This window comes from Pseudomonas sp. ADAK18 (assembly GCF_012935695.1).
Classification (GTDB): domain Bacteria; phylum Pseudomonadota; class Gammaproteobacteria; order Pseudomonadales; family Pseudomonadaceae; genus Aquipseudomonas.
Genome location: NZ_CP052859.1, coordinates 2,656,172 through 2,673,732 on the forward strand (window position 1 = coordinate 2,656,172; position 17,561 = coordinate 2,673,732).

The following is a 17,561-nucleotide window of genomic DNA, read 5'->3' on the forward strand; positions in this document are numbered from 1 at the left end:
GTTGAAGCCAGACTAACCAGCAGATCTGCCGACAGCTTTACCTTGCCTGCTGTTGTGTTGACGCTTCTTGCGCAATGAACGGCGCCTAAGGCGCCATGCCTTTCAAGATCAGCCGTATTTGGAGAGCGACCACCGCCCCTGTGGCGAGGGGGCTTGCCGGACCTTAGTTGACCGGTATTAGCCAACAGCTGGCTTTCAAAGACCTTGAAAGGCATGCGTCTAAGGACCACGCAGTTCACTGGCGGACTGCCCGACAATACGGCGAAACGCTCGAGAAAACTGACTGGCACCGGCAAACCCGGTATCCAGCGCAATGTCCAGCAGGCTGCGGTCAGTGGTGGTAATCAAGTGCTTGGCCCGGTTGACCCGACACAGCAACAGGTACTGGTACGGTGACATTCCGAAGGTACGTCGGAATACCCGGGAAAAATGGTAGGGGCTGAGGTTAACGATGTTCGACAAGTCGGCCAGGCGCACCTCATCGGCCAGGGAAGCTTCAATGTATTCGGTCAAGCGCTGACGCTGCACCAAGCCCAGTTCACCGGCATTGGCCGGCGAGGCCTCCGGTAGTTGCTGTAGCGAACGCACCTCCTGCATCAACAGCATGACCAGGGTTTCCAGGTACAGCGTATCGGTTTTGCCGTCACGTACCGTCTGATCGAGGCGCTCAAGCAGTCCTCGCAGGAACCCGTCATGACAGCTGATCAGCGGCTTGAGATCTTTTTGGGCACGATAAGTCGGACAGACCCCGGCCAATTGATCCTCGTCAACCGACACCAATACATAGCCGATCCTGGCGCGCTCCCCTGTCCAGCCTTCAAACAATGACCCCGCCGGAATAAAGTCAATGAGCTGATCCAAGGCCCGGGCACCGGCCTGTCTCAAGCCGTCGATACTGACCTCGCCATCGCTGACCGAGCCTTGCCGATACAGTACGAACTGGTGCTGTTGGCGGCGCATTTCAAACTGGTGAGGGCGATGCGCCACCTGCACACACTCGATAGCTCCCCAGGGCGGCAGCGCACGGTGGATCATCTGGGAAATTCCCGATGGCGTGTACGTCAGGCCCTCGGGTTCGCTCTCCACCGCTTCGTCAAGAAACGCCTGGACATCGGCATGGGGTGAAGAGGACATCCAGCGCTCCCTGGTGGAATTCGGTAAGGTATTAATTAAATGACGGCCACTTCCGTTTATCAATCAGGCCAGTCATTACGCCTTTTTCCCTACCCGGACAGTATGCCGGGCATACCCCCGAGAACGCGAACCCCCAATGATTGAAACTCGATATGCCAGTGCACTGCTGATCGCCAGTCTCCTTCTGGGCGGGTGCGCGTCCCTGCCAACCCCCGATACCTCGGGCGAGCACCTGCCGCTGATCGTGGCGCACCGAGGTGGCACGGCGGACTTTCCGGAGAACACGCTGCTGGCTATCGACAATGCCTTGCGCAATAACGTCGATATGCTCTGGCTCACCGTGCAACTGAGCAGTGACGACATACCTGTACTGTATCGGCCGGCCGACCTGAGCGCCAATACCCAAGGCTCAGGCGCTGTAACCGGGAAAACGTGGGCCCAGCTGCAACAACTCAACGCCGGATGGCAGTTCAAGCAAACAGCAGCCGATGGTCAGGTGACGTATCCCTATCGCAGCCAGGCAGTCTCGATGCCCTCATTGCAACAGGCGCTGGCCGTGATCCCAGCCGCAACCCCCATCATCCTCGACATGAAAGCCCTGCCGGCCGCCCCACAAGCCAAGGCTGTCGCACGGATACTGGAGCAAAACCACGCCTGGAGCCGAGTGCTGATCTACTCCACCGACGCCAGCTACCAGCAAGCCTTCGCTCAGTACCCTCAGGCCCGTCTGTTCGAATCCCGGGACGGTACTCGTGGCCGCTTGGCAAACGTCGCCCTGGCGCACAGCTGTAATCCGGTGCCACAAGCCGGTAGCTGGGTGGCATTCGAGTATCAGCGCAAGGTTGAACTGGTGGAAACCTTCACCTTGGGTGAAGCCCGCTCACCGGTGAATGCCAAACTGTGGACACCCCAGGCCATCGACTGCTTCCAGTCCCAGGGCAAACTGAACATTTTGGCGATTGGAGTTAACAGCGAAGCCGATTATCGGGCTGCAGCTTGCCTGAAGATTGATGCAGTACTGGTTGATTCGCCGCGTACGATGCGGGATGTAAAGCAGCGGCTCGAACGGCCGCTGCGGTGTAACTAAGCATCAGCTCTGCTTGTAACCGCGCACATCATCCACCCCGCGGTTGGCCAACTGGTCAGCCCGTTCGTTACCGGGATGGCCGATGTGCCCGCGCACCCATTTCCAGGTGATGTTGTGGCGGTTGCATTGCTCGTCGAGCAACTGCCAGAGGTCGGCATTCTTCACCGGCTCCTTGGCTGCGGTCTTCCAGCCGCGCTTCTTCCAGTTGACCATCCACTCATTGATGCCCTTCATGACGTACTGGGAGTCGGTCACCAGCAATACGTCACAACGACGCTTGAGTTCTTCAAGGCCACGAATGGCGCCCATCAGCTCCATGCGATTGTTGGTGGTATTGGGCTCGCCGCCCCACAGTTCCTTCTCCACGCCCTTGCACACCAGCAAGGCGCCCCAGCCGCCGGGGCCAGGGTTGCCCTTGCAGGCGCCATCGGTGAAGAGTTCTACGCTATCGGTCATTGCAATATCCATTAGAAAAGGCTGCCGATAAATGATCGACAGACCCCGAGGCCGAGCAACTCGGCCTGAAACCAAAAAAAGAGTTTTACTGTTCGCTGGTTCTACGATTGACCTTGGCCATTGGCATCGGCACCAATTTGCCCATGGCCTCGCGCCGCTCCTGACGCACGGGGCGCAACCCGACCACAATCTTGCGCGCCACCAGCAGATAGAAACCACCGCCGGACAACTGCCAGCCGCCGGCCTTGCGTTCCCAGCCAGACAGACGCCCTTGCCACTTGGTGGATGCAAGCGGCGGACGATAGCACCCGAAGCGGCGTTTCTCCAGCGCAAAGCCCAGCAGGTTCAACCAGTCACCCACCCGCGATGGCGAGATACACCGTGCCTGGCGCAACCCGTCATGGGCGAAGAAATGGCGCAGGCCCCAGCTGCTCCAAGGGTTAATGCCAACGATTAGCAAATGGCCACCCGGGCGCACGCTGCTGGCGGCTTCGCGCAATAAGCCGTGGGGCGACAGGCAGAAATCCAGGCCATGCTGCAACACCACCACATCGGCGGCGTGCTCGCTCAATGGCCAGGCCTGCTCCTCACAGACAATCTCCACGCCCGGCAACGGTGCGCCCAGGCGCACATTGCGCTGGACCTGCGGCGCCGCCGGTGGGGTTTGTGCCGAAGGGCCGTAATGCACCAGATAACCACCGAAGAACCGGCCCAGCTCGTCTTCGAGCATGCGCCGCTCCTCATCCAGCAGGAATTGCCCGATGGGCCCGGCCAACCATTCACGGGCCGCGCTGATCAAGGCCAGCCACTCAGGATCGGCCTGGGCGAACGCTTTATCAGTCATTGCATTCTCCAACTCGCCAAGACGTTCTAAGATGCACCAATGTGTTCAGCTTGGCGAATCGAAGAATGATACAGATCAGTGCCCTGCCCGCCTTCACCGATAACTACATCTGGTTGTTACAGGATCACCGCAGCCATCGCTGTGCAGTGGTCGATCCTGGTGACGCCACGCCTGTCCTGGCATGGCTCAAGCAACATCCCGCGTGGGCACTCAGTGACATCCTGGTCACGCACCACCACCATGATCATGTCGGCGGCGTGGAGCAACTGAAAAGTGTTTGCGGCGCAACCGTGTATGGCCCGGCGAACGAGCAGATTCCGGCCCGGGATGTTGCCCTGACCGATAACGACCGCATCAGCGTGCTGGGCTGGGACTTCGACGTCTTTGCCGTGCCTGGCCATACCTTGGGCCACATAGCCTTTTATCATCATGGCTTGCTGTTCTGCGGTGACACGTTATTCGCCGCCGGCTGCGGTCGTCTGTTCGAAGGCACCCCAGAGCAGATGCACGCGTCGCTGGAGCGCCTGGCGGCCCTGCCTGACGACACGCTGGTTTACTGCACCCACGAATACACACAAAGTAACCTGAGATTCGCCCAGGCGGTCGAACCGGGCAACGCCGACATTGCTTCGAGGGTAGAAAAAGTCAGCCAACTGCGGGCTAACGGCAAGATGACCCTGCCTTCAACTCTGGCCCTGGAAAAACTCACCAACCCCTTCCTGCGTACGGCTGAAACATCTGTTAAAGAAAAAGCGGACGAACGGAATGGCCGTGATAACCGGTCCGGGAGTGAGGTGTTTGCTAGCTTACGGTCTTGGAAAGATACGTTCTAAGAAGAAGGATTCTGATACGCAATTTCTGAATGGTTGACCGGAACCAAAGCGCTTTCTAGAATCGCCCGACATTTTTGCCCGGAACTTACTTCCAGCCAATGTCGTCATCTATTCGTAAATCCAACCATTCAGACGCATTGACCCGCTTGGCTCAAGCCATAGCGGTGGCTGTCTCCGCAACTCTGGCGGGCTGCCAAACGACCAATTTCGCTGCACAATCCACCGTGCAACCCAAACCGAATCTTGCTGCCAAGATCAAGCAAAAACCCCTTTGGCTATCAGAGAAGCCAAGCCCTCAGGTGCCCCAGGATGTCTGGGAACGCATGCGCCAGGGTTTCCAATTGCAGGACGGGCTGGGCGTCAACCCGCGCATCGAGCAACAGCGCTTGTGGTTCGCCAGCAACCCGTCCTTCCTGGAGAATGCCGGCGAACGCGGCAGCCTCTACATTCATTACATCGTCGAGCGTCTTGAAGAGCGCAACATGCCCCTGGAGCTGGCGCTACTGCCAGTGATTGAAAGTGCCTACAACCCGATGGCCTATTCGCGCAGCGATGCGGTAGGTTTGTGGCAGTTCATTCCCTCCACCGGGCGCTACTTCAACCTGCGCCAGACCCGCGCCTATGATGGCCGCCGCGATATCACCGCTTCCACTACCGCCGCCCTGGACTATCTGACACGTCTGCATGACATGTTCAACGGCGACTGGTTGCTGGCCCTGGCGGCTTATAACGCGGGCGAAGGCACCGTCAGCCGAGCCATCGAGCGTAACGAGAAGCTTGGCCTGCCGACTGACTATTGGAACCTGCCACTGCCCCAGGAAACCAAGGACTACGTGCCCAAGTTCCTGGCACTGTCCCAGGTGGTGCTTGCGCCCGAGGCGTATGGCGTCAACTTGAATCCGATTGCCAACACGCCGTACTTCGAAGTGGTTGAAGTCAAGCAAAGCATGGACCTGTCACGGGTCGCCGCGCTGGCAGAGATCGACGAAGACGAGTTGTTCCAGCTCAATCCGGCCCTCAAGCAACGCACTACCCTGGATGGCCCGCAGCACTTGCTGGTACCGACCTCCAAGGCGCAGTTGCTGGCCAGCAGCCTGTCGGCGATGAACCCGGAAGAACTCCTCAGCATGCGCCCGAAAAAGGCGGTGTTCGACGAAGTTGAACACAAGGCCGTGGCTGGGCGCTCGCGCAGCTACAAGGTCAGGAGCGGTGATAACCTGACGATGATCGCCAAGGCCAACAAGGTCGATGTCCACGACCTGCAACGCTGGAACAAGCTCAACGGCCAGTCCCTCAAGGTTGGCCAGACCCTGGTGATGCAGGACACCCGCAAGTTGGTGGCCAAGACTAGCAGCAAGCCAGTGCAGTACAAGGTCAAGAAGGGTGACTCGTTGTATATCGTCGCCAAGCGTTTCAACGTCGAGATGCAACATCTCAAGCGTTGGAACCCGCGTACTGGCCAGGCGTTGAAGCCGGGGCAGATGCTGGTGGTTTCCGGGCCTCGTTAAGGCCTTAAAAACGCCAAGGGCTGGCTTGTGTGGGAGCTGGCTTGCCTGCGATGCAGACGACTCGGTACTTCTGAAAGACCGAGGCGATGCTATCGCAGGCAAGCCAGCTCCCACATTTGATCTCCATGCCCCTCTATACCGGATAAATCCATAGGATCCCTTCCACGGCGACATGCTTTTTCCAACCGGAACAAGCTGTTACTGTACCGATCATAAAGCCCAAGCCGCCTGGATCGGATCTCTGACTTGAAGCGTCCCCTCCTTCTACTAATAAGTCTGGCCTTGAGCTTTTCCGCGAACGCGACCATCACCGAGAGCCACGGTTATGCGCAGTTCGGCACGCTCAAGTACCCGGCGAAATTCACCCACTTCGATTGGGTAAACCCCGTAGCGCCCAAAGGCGGCACTTTGCGGGTCATGGCGTTTGGCACTTTTGACACCCTCAACCCCTATACCTTCAAGGGCTCAAGCCCGGTTTCCACCGCCAACTTCCTGCAATATGGAGTCAACGAGCTCAATGAGCCGTTGATGGTCGGCACTGGCCAGTACGCCCCTTCAGGCGATGAACCCACGTCCAGTTACGGCCTGATTGCACAGTCGGTGGAATACAGCGAAGACCGCAGTTGGGTGGTGTTCAACCTGCGTCCGGAAGCACGTTTCCACGACGGCAAGCCGATTACCGCCGACGACGTGGCTTTTTCCTACCGCACGCTGCTGACCGAAGGCCACCCGCAATACCGTACCAACCTGCAGGAAGTGGCGCGGGTTGACGTGCTCAACCCTCATCGCATCCGCTTTGTATTCAAGCGCGCCGGCAATCCACTGCTGATCCTGCGCCTTGGAGAGTTACCGGTGCTGCCCCAGCACTACTGGAAAAATCGGGATTTCAAGGCCACCACCTTCGAACCGCCCCTGGGCAGTGGGCCTTATCGCATCAGCAAGGTGACACCTGGCCGGCAACTGGTGTTTGAGCGGGTCAAGGACTACTGGGGCAAGGACCTGGCGGTCAACCGCGGGTTCTACAACTACGACAAGGTCGAGGTGGAGTTCTACCGCGACAGCGACGTGGCCTTCGAAGCCTTCAAGGCGGGTGAATTCGATATCTATATCGAACACCAGGCAAAGAACTGGGCCAACGGCTACAACTTCCCGGCGGTCAATCGCGGCGAAGTGATCAAGGCGCAGATTGCCCACCAGATTCCAACCCAGAGCCAGGGCCTGTTTATGAACAGCCGGCGCCAAGCCTTCAGCCAGGCCAAGGTCCGCGAAGCCTTGGGGCTGATGTTCGATTTTGAGTGGACCAACCGCACACTGTTCAGCGGCGCCTACAAACGCACCCTGAGCTACTACCCCAACAGTGAATTCTCCGTCACCGGGGTGCCAGTGGGCCATGAATGGCTGATGCTCTCGCCTTACCGCGATCAGTTGCCGGCCAACCTTTTCACCCAGGTGTTCAGCTTGCCCCAGACCGATGGTCGTGGCATTCCTCGGGACACGATGCGCCGCGCCTTGGCCTTGTTGGCCGAATCCGGCTGGAAGCTGTCCGGGCAGCGCTTGCTCAACAGCGATGGGCAGCCATTACGCCTGGAAATCCTGCTGGTCAATCCGAATCTGGAGCGGATCCTGCAGCCTTATGTCGAGAATCTGGCGAGTATCGGCGTCGATGCCCGCTTGCGTACCGTCGACCGGGCACAGTACAAACAGCGCCTCGATCAATTCGACTTCGACATGATTCTGATGACCCTCAACCAGACCCTGAGCCCGGGCCTCGAGCAGTGGCAATACTTCCACTCCAGCCAGGCCGGGATCAAAGGCAGCAAGAATTACGCGGGCATTGCCAACCCGGTGGTCGACCATTTGCTGGAACAGCTGCTGGCGGCGCAAACCCGTGACGAGCAATTGGCCGCCGGCCGGGCCCTGGACCGGGTCTTGCTGTGGCAGCACTACAGTATTCCCAACTGGTACCTCAACTATCATCGCCTGGCGTACCGCAACCGGTTCGCCTTCGTCACCACGCCGCCCTACAGCCTGGGCCTGAGCGCATGGTGGCTGAAAGCTTCGGAGAAAGCCCAATGATGCCTTTGCGTACTGCGATTCTTGGCGGCCTGTTGTTTTGCGCAGCGGCCAACGCTGCCCCGCAACATGCTCTGACGCTCTACAACGAACCGCCCAAATACCCCGCCGATTTCAAGCATGTCGACTATGTGAACCCTGATGCGCCCAAGGGCGGGACGTTTCGCGAGTCCAGCATGGCCGGTTTCGACAGTCTCAACCCGTTCATCAGCAAGGGCGTGCCGGCAGACAATATCACCCTGATCTACGACACCCTGGCCCAGCAAAGCCTGGATGAACCCATCACCGAATACGGCCTGGTGGCGGGCAAGATCGAAAAGGCCCCTGATAACAGCTGGGTGCGCTTCTACCTGCGCCCCGAAGCTCACTTCCATGACGGCCACCCCATGCGCGCCGAAGACGTGGTGTTCAGCTTCCAGACCCTGATCAAACAGGGCTCGCCGATCTACCGCACCTACTATGCCGACGTCGATGAAGTGGTGGCCGAAGACCCGCTGCGGGTGCTGTTCAAGTTCAAGCGCACCAATAACCGCGAACTGCCATTGATCCTCGGTCAACTGCCGGTACTGCCCAAACACTGGTGGGCCACCCGCGATTTCAGCAAGGGTAATCTGGAAATTCCACTGGGCAGTGGCCCGTACAAGGTGGCCGAGGTCAAGGCCGGCCGTTCGGTTCGCTATGAGCGGGTCAAGGATTACTGGGGCAAAGACCTGCCGATCAACCAAGGCTTCTACAACTTCGACTACCGCGTCACCGACTATTACCGCGACAACACCGTCGCCCTGGAAGCCCTCAAGGCCGGACAGTTCGACTACTGGCTGGAAATCAGCGCAAAGAACTGGGCCAACGCCTACAACGTCCCTGCCGTGGCCCAAGGGCGGCTGATCAAGGAAGAGATTCCCAACGGCAACCCCACTGGGATGCAGGGCTTCGTCTTCAATATCCGTAAACCGATGTTCCAGGACGTGCGGGTGCGCAAGGCCATCAGCCTGTTGCTGGACTTTGAATGGAGCAACAAGCAGCTGTTCAGTGGCGCCTATACCCGCAGCCGCAGCTATTTCGAAAACTCCGACATGGCCGCCACCGGCCTGCCCGGCCCGGATGAGCTGGCGATTCTCGAACCGCTGCGTGACAAGATCCCGTCCCAAGTGTTTACCAAAGCCTTCGAACCGGCCAAGACCGACGGCAGCGGCATGATCCGCACCCAGCAACGCGAGGCCTATCAACTGCTGCAAGAGGCCGGCTGGCGCATCGTCGACGACAAGATGGTCGATGCCACCGGCAAACCGGTGACCATTGAGTTTCTGCTGGCCCAGACCGAGTTCGAGCGCATCTTGCTGCCGTTCAAGCGCAACCTGGCCGACCTGGGCATTGGTCTGGTGATACGCCGGGTCGACGTCTCGCAGTACATCAACCGCGTCCGCTCGCGGGATTTCGACATGGTGGTGGGCAGCTTCCCGCAATCTTCCTCGCCGGGAAACGAGCAGCGTGAGTTCTGGAAATCCTCCAGCGCCGATAACCCGGGCAGCCGCAACTACATTGGCCTGAAAGACCCGGCCATCGACCAGTTGGTGGAAGAGCTGATCGACGCCGACTCACGTAAAAGCCTGATCGCCCATGCCAAGGCGCTGGACCGCGTACTGCAATTCGGCTACTACGTGATCCCCAACTGGCACATCAAGACCTTCCGCGTGGCCTATTGGGATCATCTGGGTCATCCAAAGGTTTCGCCTCTGTACGACGTCGGCACCGCCACCTGGTGGAGCAAACCCGACGCCAAGCCGGCTGTGCCCCTAGACTCTGATGCAAGCGCCGATCCGGCGAGCGGGGGCAACTGAGATGCTGGCTTATATTTTCCGCCGACTGCTGCTGATCATCCCCACTCTGTTCGGTATTTTGCTGATCAACTTCGTGATCATCCAGGCAGCCCCCGGTGGCCCGGTGGAACAGATGATCGCCAAGCTCGAGGGCTTTGAAGGCGCCACCAGCCGCATTGCCGGCGGCGGTGCCGAAGTCTCGGTGGCGGGTTCCAGCTACCGTGGAGCCCAGGGCCTCGACCCGGCACTGATCAAGGAAATCGAGAAGATGTACGGCTTCGACAAATCGGCGCCGGAACGCTTGTGGATCATGGTCAAGAACTACGCCCGGCTGGACTTTGGCGACAGCTTCTTTCGTGACGCCAAGGTGATCGACCTGATCAAGGAAAAGATGCCGGTGTCGATCTCGCTCGGGCTGTGGAGCACCCTGATCATGTACCTGGTGTCGATCCCGCTGGGGATCGCCAAGGCCACCCGCCATGGCAGCCACTTCGATGTCTGGACCAGTTCGGCAATCATCGTCGGCTATGCCATTCCGGCGTTCCTGTTTGCCATCTTGCTGATCGTGGTGTTTGCCGGTGGCAGTTATTTCGACTGGTTCCCCTTGCGTGGGCTGACCTCCAACAACTTTGAAGAGTTGAGCTGGGGCGGCAAGATCCTCGACTACTTCTGGCACCTAGCCCTGCCCGTCACTGCCCTGGTGATCGGTAACTTCGCGACCATGACGTTGCTGACCAAAAACAGCTTCCTCGACGAAATCAACAAACAGTACGTGGTCACCGCCAAGGCCAAGGGCCTGACCAATCACCGCGTGCTCTACGGCCACGTGTTCCGCAACGCCATGCTGCTGGTGATTGCCGGCTTCCCTTCGGCGTTCATCGGCATTTTCTTCACCGGCTCCTTGCTGGTGGAAGTGATTTTCTCCCTCGACGGCCTGGGCCTCATGAGCTTTGAAGCGGCGATCAACCGTGACTATCCGGTGGTGTTCGGCACGCTGTTTATTTTCACCCTGTTGGGCCTGGTAGTGAAACTGATCGGCGACCTCACCTACACCTTGGTGGACCCACGCATCGACTTCGCCAGCCGGGAGCATTGAGATGAATCTATCCCCCCTCAATCGCCGACGCTTCGAACGCTTTAAGGCCAACAAGCGTGGCTGGTGGTCGCTGTGGCTGTTTTTGATCCTGTTTGGCCTGAGCCTCGGCGCCGAGCTGATCGCCAACGACAAACCGCTGGCCGTGCATTACGACGGCGACTGGTATTTCCCAGCGCTCAAGCGTTATCCGGAAACCACCTTCGGCGGCGAATTCCCCCTGGAAGCCAACTACAAGAGCCCGTACATCCGCGAGCTGCTCAAGGCCAAGGACGCCTGGACCCTCTGGGCGCCGATCCCCTTCAGCTACCAGAGCATCAACTACGACTTGAAAGTCCCGGCCCCTGCCCCGCCCTCCGCCGACAACCTGCTGGGCACCGACGACCAAGGCCGTGACGTGCTCGCACGAGTAATCTATGGCTTCCGCGTTTCTGTGCTGTTTGCCCTGACCCTCACAGTGCTCAGCTCGATCATTGGTGTGATCGCCGGTGCCTTGCAGGGCTTCTACGGCGGTTGGGTGGACTTGGCCGGTCAGCGCTTCCTGGAGATCTGGTCCGGCTTGCCGGTGCTGTACTTGCTGATCATCCTTGCCAGTTTCGTACAGCCCAACTTCTGGTGGCTGCTGGGGATCATGCTGCTGTTTTCCTGGATGAGCCTGGTGGACGTGGTGCGTGCCGAGTTCCTGCGCGGGCGCAACCTGGAATACGTGCGGGCAGCCCGGGCCCTGGGGATGCAGAACGGCGCAATCATGTTCCGCCATATCCTGCCCAATGCCATGGTCTCGACCATGACCTTCATGCCCTTCATTCTGACCGGCGCTATCGGCACCCTGACCGCTTTGGACTTCCTGGGCTTTGGCCTGCCCGCCGGCTCGCCATCCCTCGGGGAACTGGTGGCCCAGGGCAAATCCAACCTGCAAGCGCCGTGGCTTGGCATGAGTGCTTTTGCCGTGTTGGCGATCATGTTGAGTTTGCTGGTGTTTATCGGCGAGTCCGCTCGCGATGCCTTCGACCCGAGGAAATGAGATGAATCAGGACAATCTGATCGAAGTCCGCGACCTCTGCGTCGAGTTCGTTGTGGGCACCAGCCACCAGCGTGTGGTGGAGAACGTCAGCTTTGATATCAAGCGCGGCGAGACCCTGGCGTTGGTGGGCGAAAGTGGTTCCGGCAAGTCAGTAACGGCTCACTCGATCCTGCGCCTGCTGCCCTACCCGCTGGCGCGACATCCTTCGGGGACGATCCAGTACGCCAACCATGACCTGCTGACCCTGAAAGAAAAAACCATCCGGCATATTCGCGGCAACCGCATTGCAATGATCTTCCAGGAGCCGATGACCTCGTTGAACCCGCTGCACTCCATCGAGAAGCAGATCAACGAAGTGCTTGGTTTGCACAAAGGGCTGACGGGTAAAGTCGCCACCAAACGCACCCTGGAACTGCTGGAATTGGTGGGCATCCCCGAGCCTCACAAACGTTTGAAAGCCCTGCCCCACGAGTTGTCTGGCGGCCAGCGCCAACGGGTGATGATCGCCATGGCCCTGGCCAACGAGCCGGAGCTGTTGATCGCCGACGAGCCGACCACAGCCCTCGACGTGACCGTACAGCTTAAAATCCTCGAACTGCTCAAGGAGTTGCAGGCCCGCCTGGGCATGGCCCTGCTGCTGATCAGCCACGACTTGAACCTGGTGCGACGCATTGCCCATCGGGTGTGCGTGATGCAGCGCGGCTGTATTGTCGAGCAGGCCGATTGCGAAACGCTGTTCCAGTCGCCGCAGCACCCTTACACCCAGGAACTGCTGGCCGCCGAGCCCAGCGGCTTACCGGCCACCAACGAGATTGGCCCGCCGCTGCTGGAAGTCGATGACCTGAAAGTCTGGTTCCCGATCAAGAAAGGCTTTTTGCGCAACACCATTGATTACGTCAAGGCCGTGGATGGCATCAACTTCAGCCTGCCTCAGGGCCAGACCCTGGGCATCGTCGGCGAAAGTGGCTCCGGCAAGTCCACCTTGGGCCTGGCCATCCTGCGCCTGATCGGTAGCAAGGGCGGGATTCGTTTCGAAGGGCATCAACTCGACCGCCTAAGCCAGCAGCAGGTCCGACCGCTGCGCCGAGAAATGCAGGTGGTGTTCCAGGACCCGTTTGGCAGTTTGAGCCCGCGCATGTGCGTCAGCGAAATCGTCGGTGAAGGCCTGCGTATCCACAAGATGGGCAGCGCGGCCGAACAGGAGGCCGCCATTATCGCCGCCCTCAAGGAAGTGGGCCTGGACCCGGAAACCCGCCATCGCTACCCCCATGAATTCTCCGGTGGCCAGCGCCAACGCATCGCCATCGCCCGGGCCCTGGTGCTCAAGCCGCGACTGATCCTGCTGGATGAACCGACCTCAGCCCTGGACCGCACGGTGCAGCGCCAGGTGGTGGAGCTGCTGCGTAATTTGCAGACCAAATACAACCTGACCTACCTGTTCATCAGTCATGACCTGGCGGTGGTCAAGGCATTGAGCCACCAATTGATGGTGGTCAAGCATGGGCAGGCGGTGGAGCAAGGCGATGCCAAGGCGATCTTTGCAGATCCCCAGCATGCCTACACGCGGCAGTTGCTGGAGGCGGCGTTTTTGGTGCCGAGCCCAGCCTAATCCCAACCTCCTCGGGCAAGCACACCACCGCAGCTGTCGAGCCCCAGCGAGGCTGCGTAGAGCGCGACTCGATGACAGCTCTGCCTCGATGGCGCAGGTGCGGCCTACGTAGCCTCGCTGGGCTCGACAACTGCTACGGCGGTCATTCGCTGAGCAAACCTAGTGCGGGTACTGCCGAATGCTCATAACTGTGCAATGATCTCTGCTCGATCTTGCGTGAGAGGGAGTCACAGACATGTCTCTGAACGCCACTAATCAGTCATCCCGGGAACCACTTTTCTGGCGCGACGACACTCTGCCGTTCATCGAGGCGCGAACCATCGCCGATGGGCGCAAGGTCTCTTACACCCGTCATTCCCACGAGCACTTTTCCATTGGCGCGATCACTGCCGGGCGAAGCCTGTATCTATACGGTCAGGACACCTTCCAGATCAGCGCCGGCACCGTAGTGCTGATGAACCCCGGCGACGTTCACGCCTGCAATCCTCTCTACGACCAGCCCTGGTCCTATCACATGCTGTACATCGACACGCCTTGGCTGATCGACCTGCAGCACCAACTGGGTTTCAGTACCGACCTGGGCTTTCGTCCCTTCACCACTCCCCATACCCGGGACAGCGTGCTGTATGCCGGGCTGGTCGAGCTGTATCAGCTATTGGTGGAGGAGCAGGCCGAACACCTGCAAAAGCAGAGCGCCATCGTGAGTTTCTTCACTGAGGTGCAACAACGCCTGAACCCGGCACAGACGGTGGTGCGTGAGGTCAATCACAAGCTGGAACGGGCTGCCGAGTACATTCGCGAGCACTGTACTGAGGCCTTGAAACTGGAAGATATTTGCCTGGCGGCAGAGCTGTCACCGTCCTACCTGATCCGTGCGTTCAAGCAGTATTACGGCATGACGCCCCATGCGTACCTGGTTAACCGGCGGATCCAGTTTGCCCGCACCCAACTGCGCAGCGGCCAGTTGATCGCCGACGTCGCGCTGGCGGCCGGCTTCGCTGATCAGGCGCACTTCCAGCGCACCTTCAAACAACACTTCGCCGCTACGCCAGGGCAATATCGCAGCTGATTCAAGCGAGCAGCAAATACCCCACGCTGGCTACCAGCAAAGCTGCCATCGACCGATTGAACAGGCGCACGCCTTGGGGATTGTTCAGGTAGCGCCGCAGGAACGTCCCGGCATAAGCCCAGCACGCCACCGACAAGTAGCAAATGACCAAGTAGATCACTGCAAACAGCCAGACCTGTTGCGCATCGCCATCGGCCACAAACAATCCCATCCCCGCCACACAGGCCAGCCATGCTTTTGGATTGAGCCACTGCATGACCGCGCCGTAGAGCATCGAGGGGGCCGTCGCCGTACCTTCAGCTTCCAGCCGTCCATCGTCGACTGCCAGCTTGTAGGCCATGTACAACAAAAACACCACGCCGCCCCATTGAATCACCTGGGTCAGCAGCGGCCAGCGTATCAGCACCTCATGCAGCCCCAGGCCAATCAGTACCAGCAACAGGGTGAACCCCAGCGCAGCCCCGGCCACATGCTGCTGACTGGCGCCAAAACCAAAGCGCGCCCCCGAACTCAAGGCCACCACGTTCACCGGTCCCGGCGTAATCGAAGTGGCCAGGGCGAAGGCGGCCATGGAAAGTATCAAGCTCATTGCGGTTCCCTTTTGTTCTGACGATTGGAGTGGGGAACACGGTAAAACGCCGCCTGAGGCGCGTATTGAAGAAAATGCCCCTCACTCCCCCGTCATCCGCTCCAGGCTGTTACTCAAGTGCAGCAGCATCGCCGCCCTGGCCGCATCCGGATCCTGGCGGCGGATGGCCTTGAGGATGGCCTCGTGCTCCAGGTTCGCCAGTTGCCCCAATTTCATCAGGTCGGCATCGCCGCGCTCCTGGGCGTTGATCCGCGTACGAGGGATCACTGAATTGCCCAGGTGATAGATCACATCGGTGAAATAGGTGTTGCCAGTGGCTTGGGCGATCAATCGATGGAAGCGCACGTCGGGCTCGACGCTACTGTCGTTGTTGGCCAGCGAGTCCTGGTAATCGTCCAGGGCCTGGCGCATCTGTTGCAGTTGTTCATCAGTACGACGCAGCGCAGCCAGGGCCGCAGCCTGGGTTTCGAGCCCCATACGCAACTCCAGGATGCCGCGCACGCTGGCCGCCGTGTCGTGGGTCAGGTGCAAGCCCTGGCGCTCATCCCGCGCCAGCACGAAAGTGCCCACGCCGTGACGGGTTTCCACCAGCCCCGCCGCTTGCAATTTGGAAATCGCTTCACGCACCACCGTGCGACTGACGCCGTATTCACCGACGATGGCCGACTCGGATGGCAGCTTTTCCCCCGGCGCCATCTGCCCCAGGAGGATGCGCTGGGTCAGCGCCGTAACGATGTCGTGGGCCAGGCCCGGGGAACGCTTGCGAATAAGGGTGCCGCTTTCGTTTTGCATCGGGACGTCCGGTCGAGAGTGCCCGCCAATACTAGCATTCCCGTGAGCCTGCTACAGCGCGCATCTTGTATGACAACTAATAAATAGATTCACCTTTTCAGATCAGTATTCACGGTCCACCTTGAGCAAATAACCCAGCAATACCGATAAAACCTACTCATAAGGGGATTGCCACTTTCAAAAATCAAGTTGTATGATGTCTATCAAGTTGTCAGACATCTCCGGCAGCCAAACACATCCCCGCACAACAATAATCAGTGGGAGTTTTGCCTCGTGACCCCTTCAAGCCCTGCGACAGCTGCGCCCGCCCTCGACCCGATCCTGGCCCGCGCCATCAAGAAGGTGAAGAGCCATGTGCTCCCCCTCTTCGTGATCATGTTCATCGTCAACTACATCGACCGCGTCAACATTGGTTTCGTCCGTACTCATATGGAGCATGACCTGGGCATTGGTGCGGCGGCCTATGGCTTTGGTGCCGGACTGTTCTTCATCGGTTATGCCTTGTTTGAAGTGCCCTCCAACATGCTCCTGCAAAAAGTCGGCGCGCGTATCTGGCTGACCCGAATCATGTTCACCTGGGGCATCACCGCCACCCTGATGGCGTTCATCCAGAACGAAACCCACTTCTACATCTTGCGCTTCCTGTTGGGGGTGGCCGAAGCCGGCTTTTTCCCTGGCGTGATCTACTACTTCACCCGCTGGCTGCCCGGCGTCGAACGCGGCAAAGCCATCGCCATCTTCCTCAGCGGCTCCGCCCTCGCCTCGCTGATTTCCGGGCCGCTGTCCGGCGTGCTGCTGCAAATCACCGGCCTGGGCCTGCACGGCTGGCAGTGGATGTACATCATCGAAGGCATGGCTTCGGTGCTGCTGTGCTTTTTCGTCTGGTTCTGGCTGGACTCAAAGCCCCATGACGCCAAATGGCTCAGCCGCGAAGAGCAGGATGCGCTGGTCAATGAGATCGACCGCGAACAGCGTGAGCGTGACGCGGCCACCACCGTCAAACCGACCCTGGGCAAGTTGCTCAAAGACCGCCAGATCATGCTGTTCTGCGCCCTGTATTTCTGCATCCAGTTGACCATCTACGCTGCAACGTTCTGGCTGCCGAGCATCATCAAGAAAATGGGCGACTTGAGCGATATTCAGGTGGGCTTCTACAACTCGATCCCCTGGCTGATTTCGATCATCGCCATGTACACCTTCGCGGCCCTCGCCGGCAAGTTCAAGTTCCAGCAAGCCTGGGTCGCCACCGCCCTGCTGATTGCGGCCGCCGGCATGTTCCTCTCCACCACCGGCGGGCCGATCTTTGCCTTTGTCGCGATCTGCTTTGCCGCCATCGGCTTCAAGTCGGCGTCGTCACTGTTCTGGCCAATCCCCCAGGGCTATCTGGATGCACGGATCGCTGCAGCGGTGATCGCGCTGATCAACTCCATTGGCAACCTCGGCGGGTTTGTCGCGCCGACCACCTTTGGTTTCCTGGAACAGACCACCGGCTCGATTCAGGGCGGCCTGTATGGCTTGGCTGGCACGTCAATCCTGGCGGCCATCCTGGTGTTTTTCGCCAAGACCGTGCCCAGTCCAACCACCACCAGCGTGCTGCAACCCGCCCCCGCCGTGAGCAAATAAGGAAGACCCC

15 protein-coding genes are annotated in these 17,561 nt (G+C 59.4%); 10 read left to right on the forward strand and 5 right to left on the reverse strand.

The window, feature by feature from the left end; all coding sequences use genetic code 11:
• Window positions 1-219: 219 nt before the first annotated feature.
• Window positions 220-1,134: a helix-turn-helix domain-containing protein gene (locus tag HKK55_RS11785; protein WP_169354836.1), complete on the reverse strand. Its 915-nt coding sequence runs from the start codon at window positions 1,132-1,134 to the stop codon at window positions 220-222.
• A 136-nt stretch (window positions 1,135-1,270) separates the two neighbouring features.
• Here HKK55_RS11785 and HKK55_RS11790 point away from each other — a divergent pair, with 136 nt between their 5' ends.
• Window positions 1,271-2,221, forward strand: a complete 951-nt coding sequence (locus tag HKK55_RS11790) for a glycerophosphodiester phosphodiesterase family protein (protein WP_169354837.1) — start codon at window positions 1,271-1,273, stop codon at window positions 2,219-2,221.
• A 3-nt stretch (window positions 2,222-2,224) separates the two neighbouring features.
• On the opposite strand, the gene rnhA is transcribed toward HKK55_RS11790, so the two are convergent.
• Both rnhA and HKK55_RS11800 read right to left on the reverse strand, forming a co-directional pair.
• Entirely contained in the window at window positions 2,225-2,677 is a 453-nt protein-coding gene (gene rnhA, locus HKK55_RS11795; protein ID WP_057436798.1) for a ribonuclease HI, read from the reverse strand.
• An 85-nt stretch (window positions 2,678-2,762) separates the two neighbouring features.
• Window positions 2,763-3,521, reverse strand: a complete 759-nt coding sequence (locus HKK55_RS11800) for a class I SAM-dependent methyltransferase (protein WP_169354838.1) — start codon at window positions 3,519-3,521, stop codon at window positions 2,763-2,765.
• A gap of 65 nt (window positions 3,522-3,586) precedes the next feature.
• On the opposite strand from HKK55_RS11800, the gene gloB reads away from it, so the two are divergent.
• The 8 genes from gloB to HKK55_RS11840 all read left to right on the forward strand — a co-directional run bounded on the left by gloB (window position 3,587) and on the right by HKK55_RS11840 (window position 14,547).
• Window positions 3,587-4,354, forward strand: a complete 768-nt coding sequence (gloB, locus tag HKK55_RS11805) for a hydroxyacylglutathione hydrolase (RefSeq protein WP_169354839.1) — start codon at window positions 3,587-3,589, stop codon at window positions 4,352-4,354.
• A gap of 98 nt (window positions 4,355-4,452) precedes the next feature.
• Window positions 4,453-5,862, forward strand: coding sequence for a lytic transglycosylase domain-containing protein (locus tag HKK55_RS11810; RefSeq protein ID WP_169354840.1), 1,410 nt, complete (start codon window positions 4,453-4,455; stop codon window positions 5,860-5,862).
• A 246-nt stretch (window positions 5,863-6,108) separates the two neighbouring features.
• The gene (locus HKK55_RS11815; RefSeq protein WP_169354841.1) at window positions 6,109-7,938 is read left to right on the forward strand and encodes an extracellular solute-binding protein; all 1,830 of its coding nucleotides are present in this window, start codon (window positions 6,109-6,111) and stop codon (window positions 7,936-7,938) included.
• Entirely contained in the window at window positions 7,935-9,773 is a 1,839-nt protein-coding gene (locus tag HKK55_RS11820; protein WP_169354842.1) for an extracellular solute-binding protein, read from the forward strand. Before HKK55_RS11815 ends, HKK55_RS11820 begins: the two co-directional genes overlap by 4 nt.
• Before the next feature lies 1 nt (window position 9,774).
• Window positions 9,775-10,848, forward strand: coding sequence for a microcin C ABC transporter permease YejB (locus HKK55_RS11825; RefSeq protein ID WP_169354843.1), 1,074 nt, complete (start codon window positions 9,775-9,777; stop codon window positions 10,846-10,848).
• Window position 10,849: 1 nt separating this feature from the next.
• Window positions 10,850-11,869, forward strand: coding sequence for an ABC transporter permease (locus HKK55_RS11830; RefSeq protein WP_169354844.1), 1,020 nt, complete (start codon window positions 10,850-10,852; stop codon window positions 11,867-11,869).
• A gap of 1 nt (window position 11,870) precedes the next feature.
• Window positions 11,871-13,478 carry an ABC transporter ATP-binding protein gene (locus HKK55_RS11835; RefSeq protein WP_169354845.1) on the forward strand — a complete coding sequence of 536 codons (1,608 nt, stop codon included), beginning with the start codon at window positions 11,871-11,873 and terminating at the stop codon, window positions 13,476-13,478.
• A 235-nt stretch (window positions 13,479-13,713) separates the two neighbouring features.
• Window positions 13,714-14,547: an AraC family transcriptional regulator gene (locus tag HKK55_RS11840; RefSeq protein ID WP_169354846.1), complete on the forward strand. Its 834-nt coding sequence runs from the start codon at window positions 13,714-13,716 to the stop codon at window positions 14,545-14,547.
• Window position 14,548: 1 nt separating this feature from the next.
• Here HKK55_RS11840 and HKK55_RS11845 read toward each other — a convergent pair whose 3' ends face one another.
• Both HKK55_RS11845 and HKK55_RS11850 read right to left on the reverse strand, forming a co-directional pair.
• The gene (locus HKK55_RS11845; protein ID WP_169354847.1) at window positions 14,549-15,136 is read right to left on the reverse strand and encodes a LysE family translocator; all 588 of its coding nucleotides are present in this window, start codon (window positions 15,134-15,136) and stop codon (window positions 14,549-14,551) included.
• 81 nt (window positions 15,137-15,217) lie between these two features.
• Entirely contained in the window at window positions 15,218-15,928 is a 711-nt protein-coding gene (locus HKK55_RS11850) for a FadR/GntR family transcriptional regulator (protein ID WP_169354848.1), read from the reverse strand.
• 273 nt (window positions 15,929-16,201) lie between these two features.
• Here HKK55_RS11850 and HKK55_RS11855 point away from each other — a divergent pair, with 273 nt between their 5' ends.
• On the forward strand, window positions 16,202-17,551 hold the full coding sequence (locus tag HKK55_RS11855; RefSeq protein WP_169354849.1) for an MFS transporter: 1,350 nt from the start codon (window positions 16,202-16,204) through the stop codon (window positions 17,549-17,551).
• The last annotated feature ends 10 nt before the right edge of the window (window positions 17,552-17,561 follow it).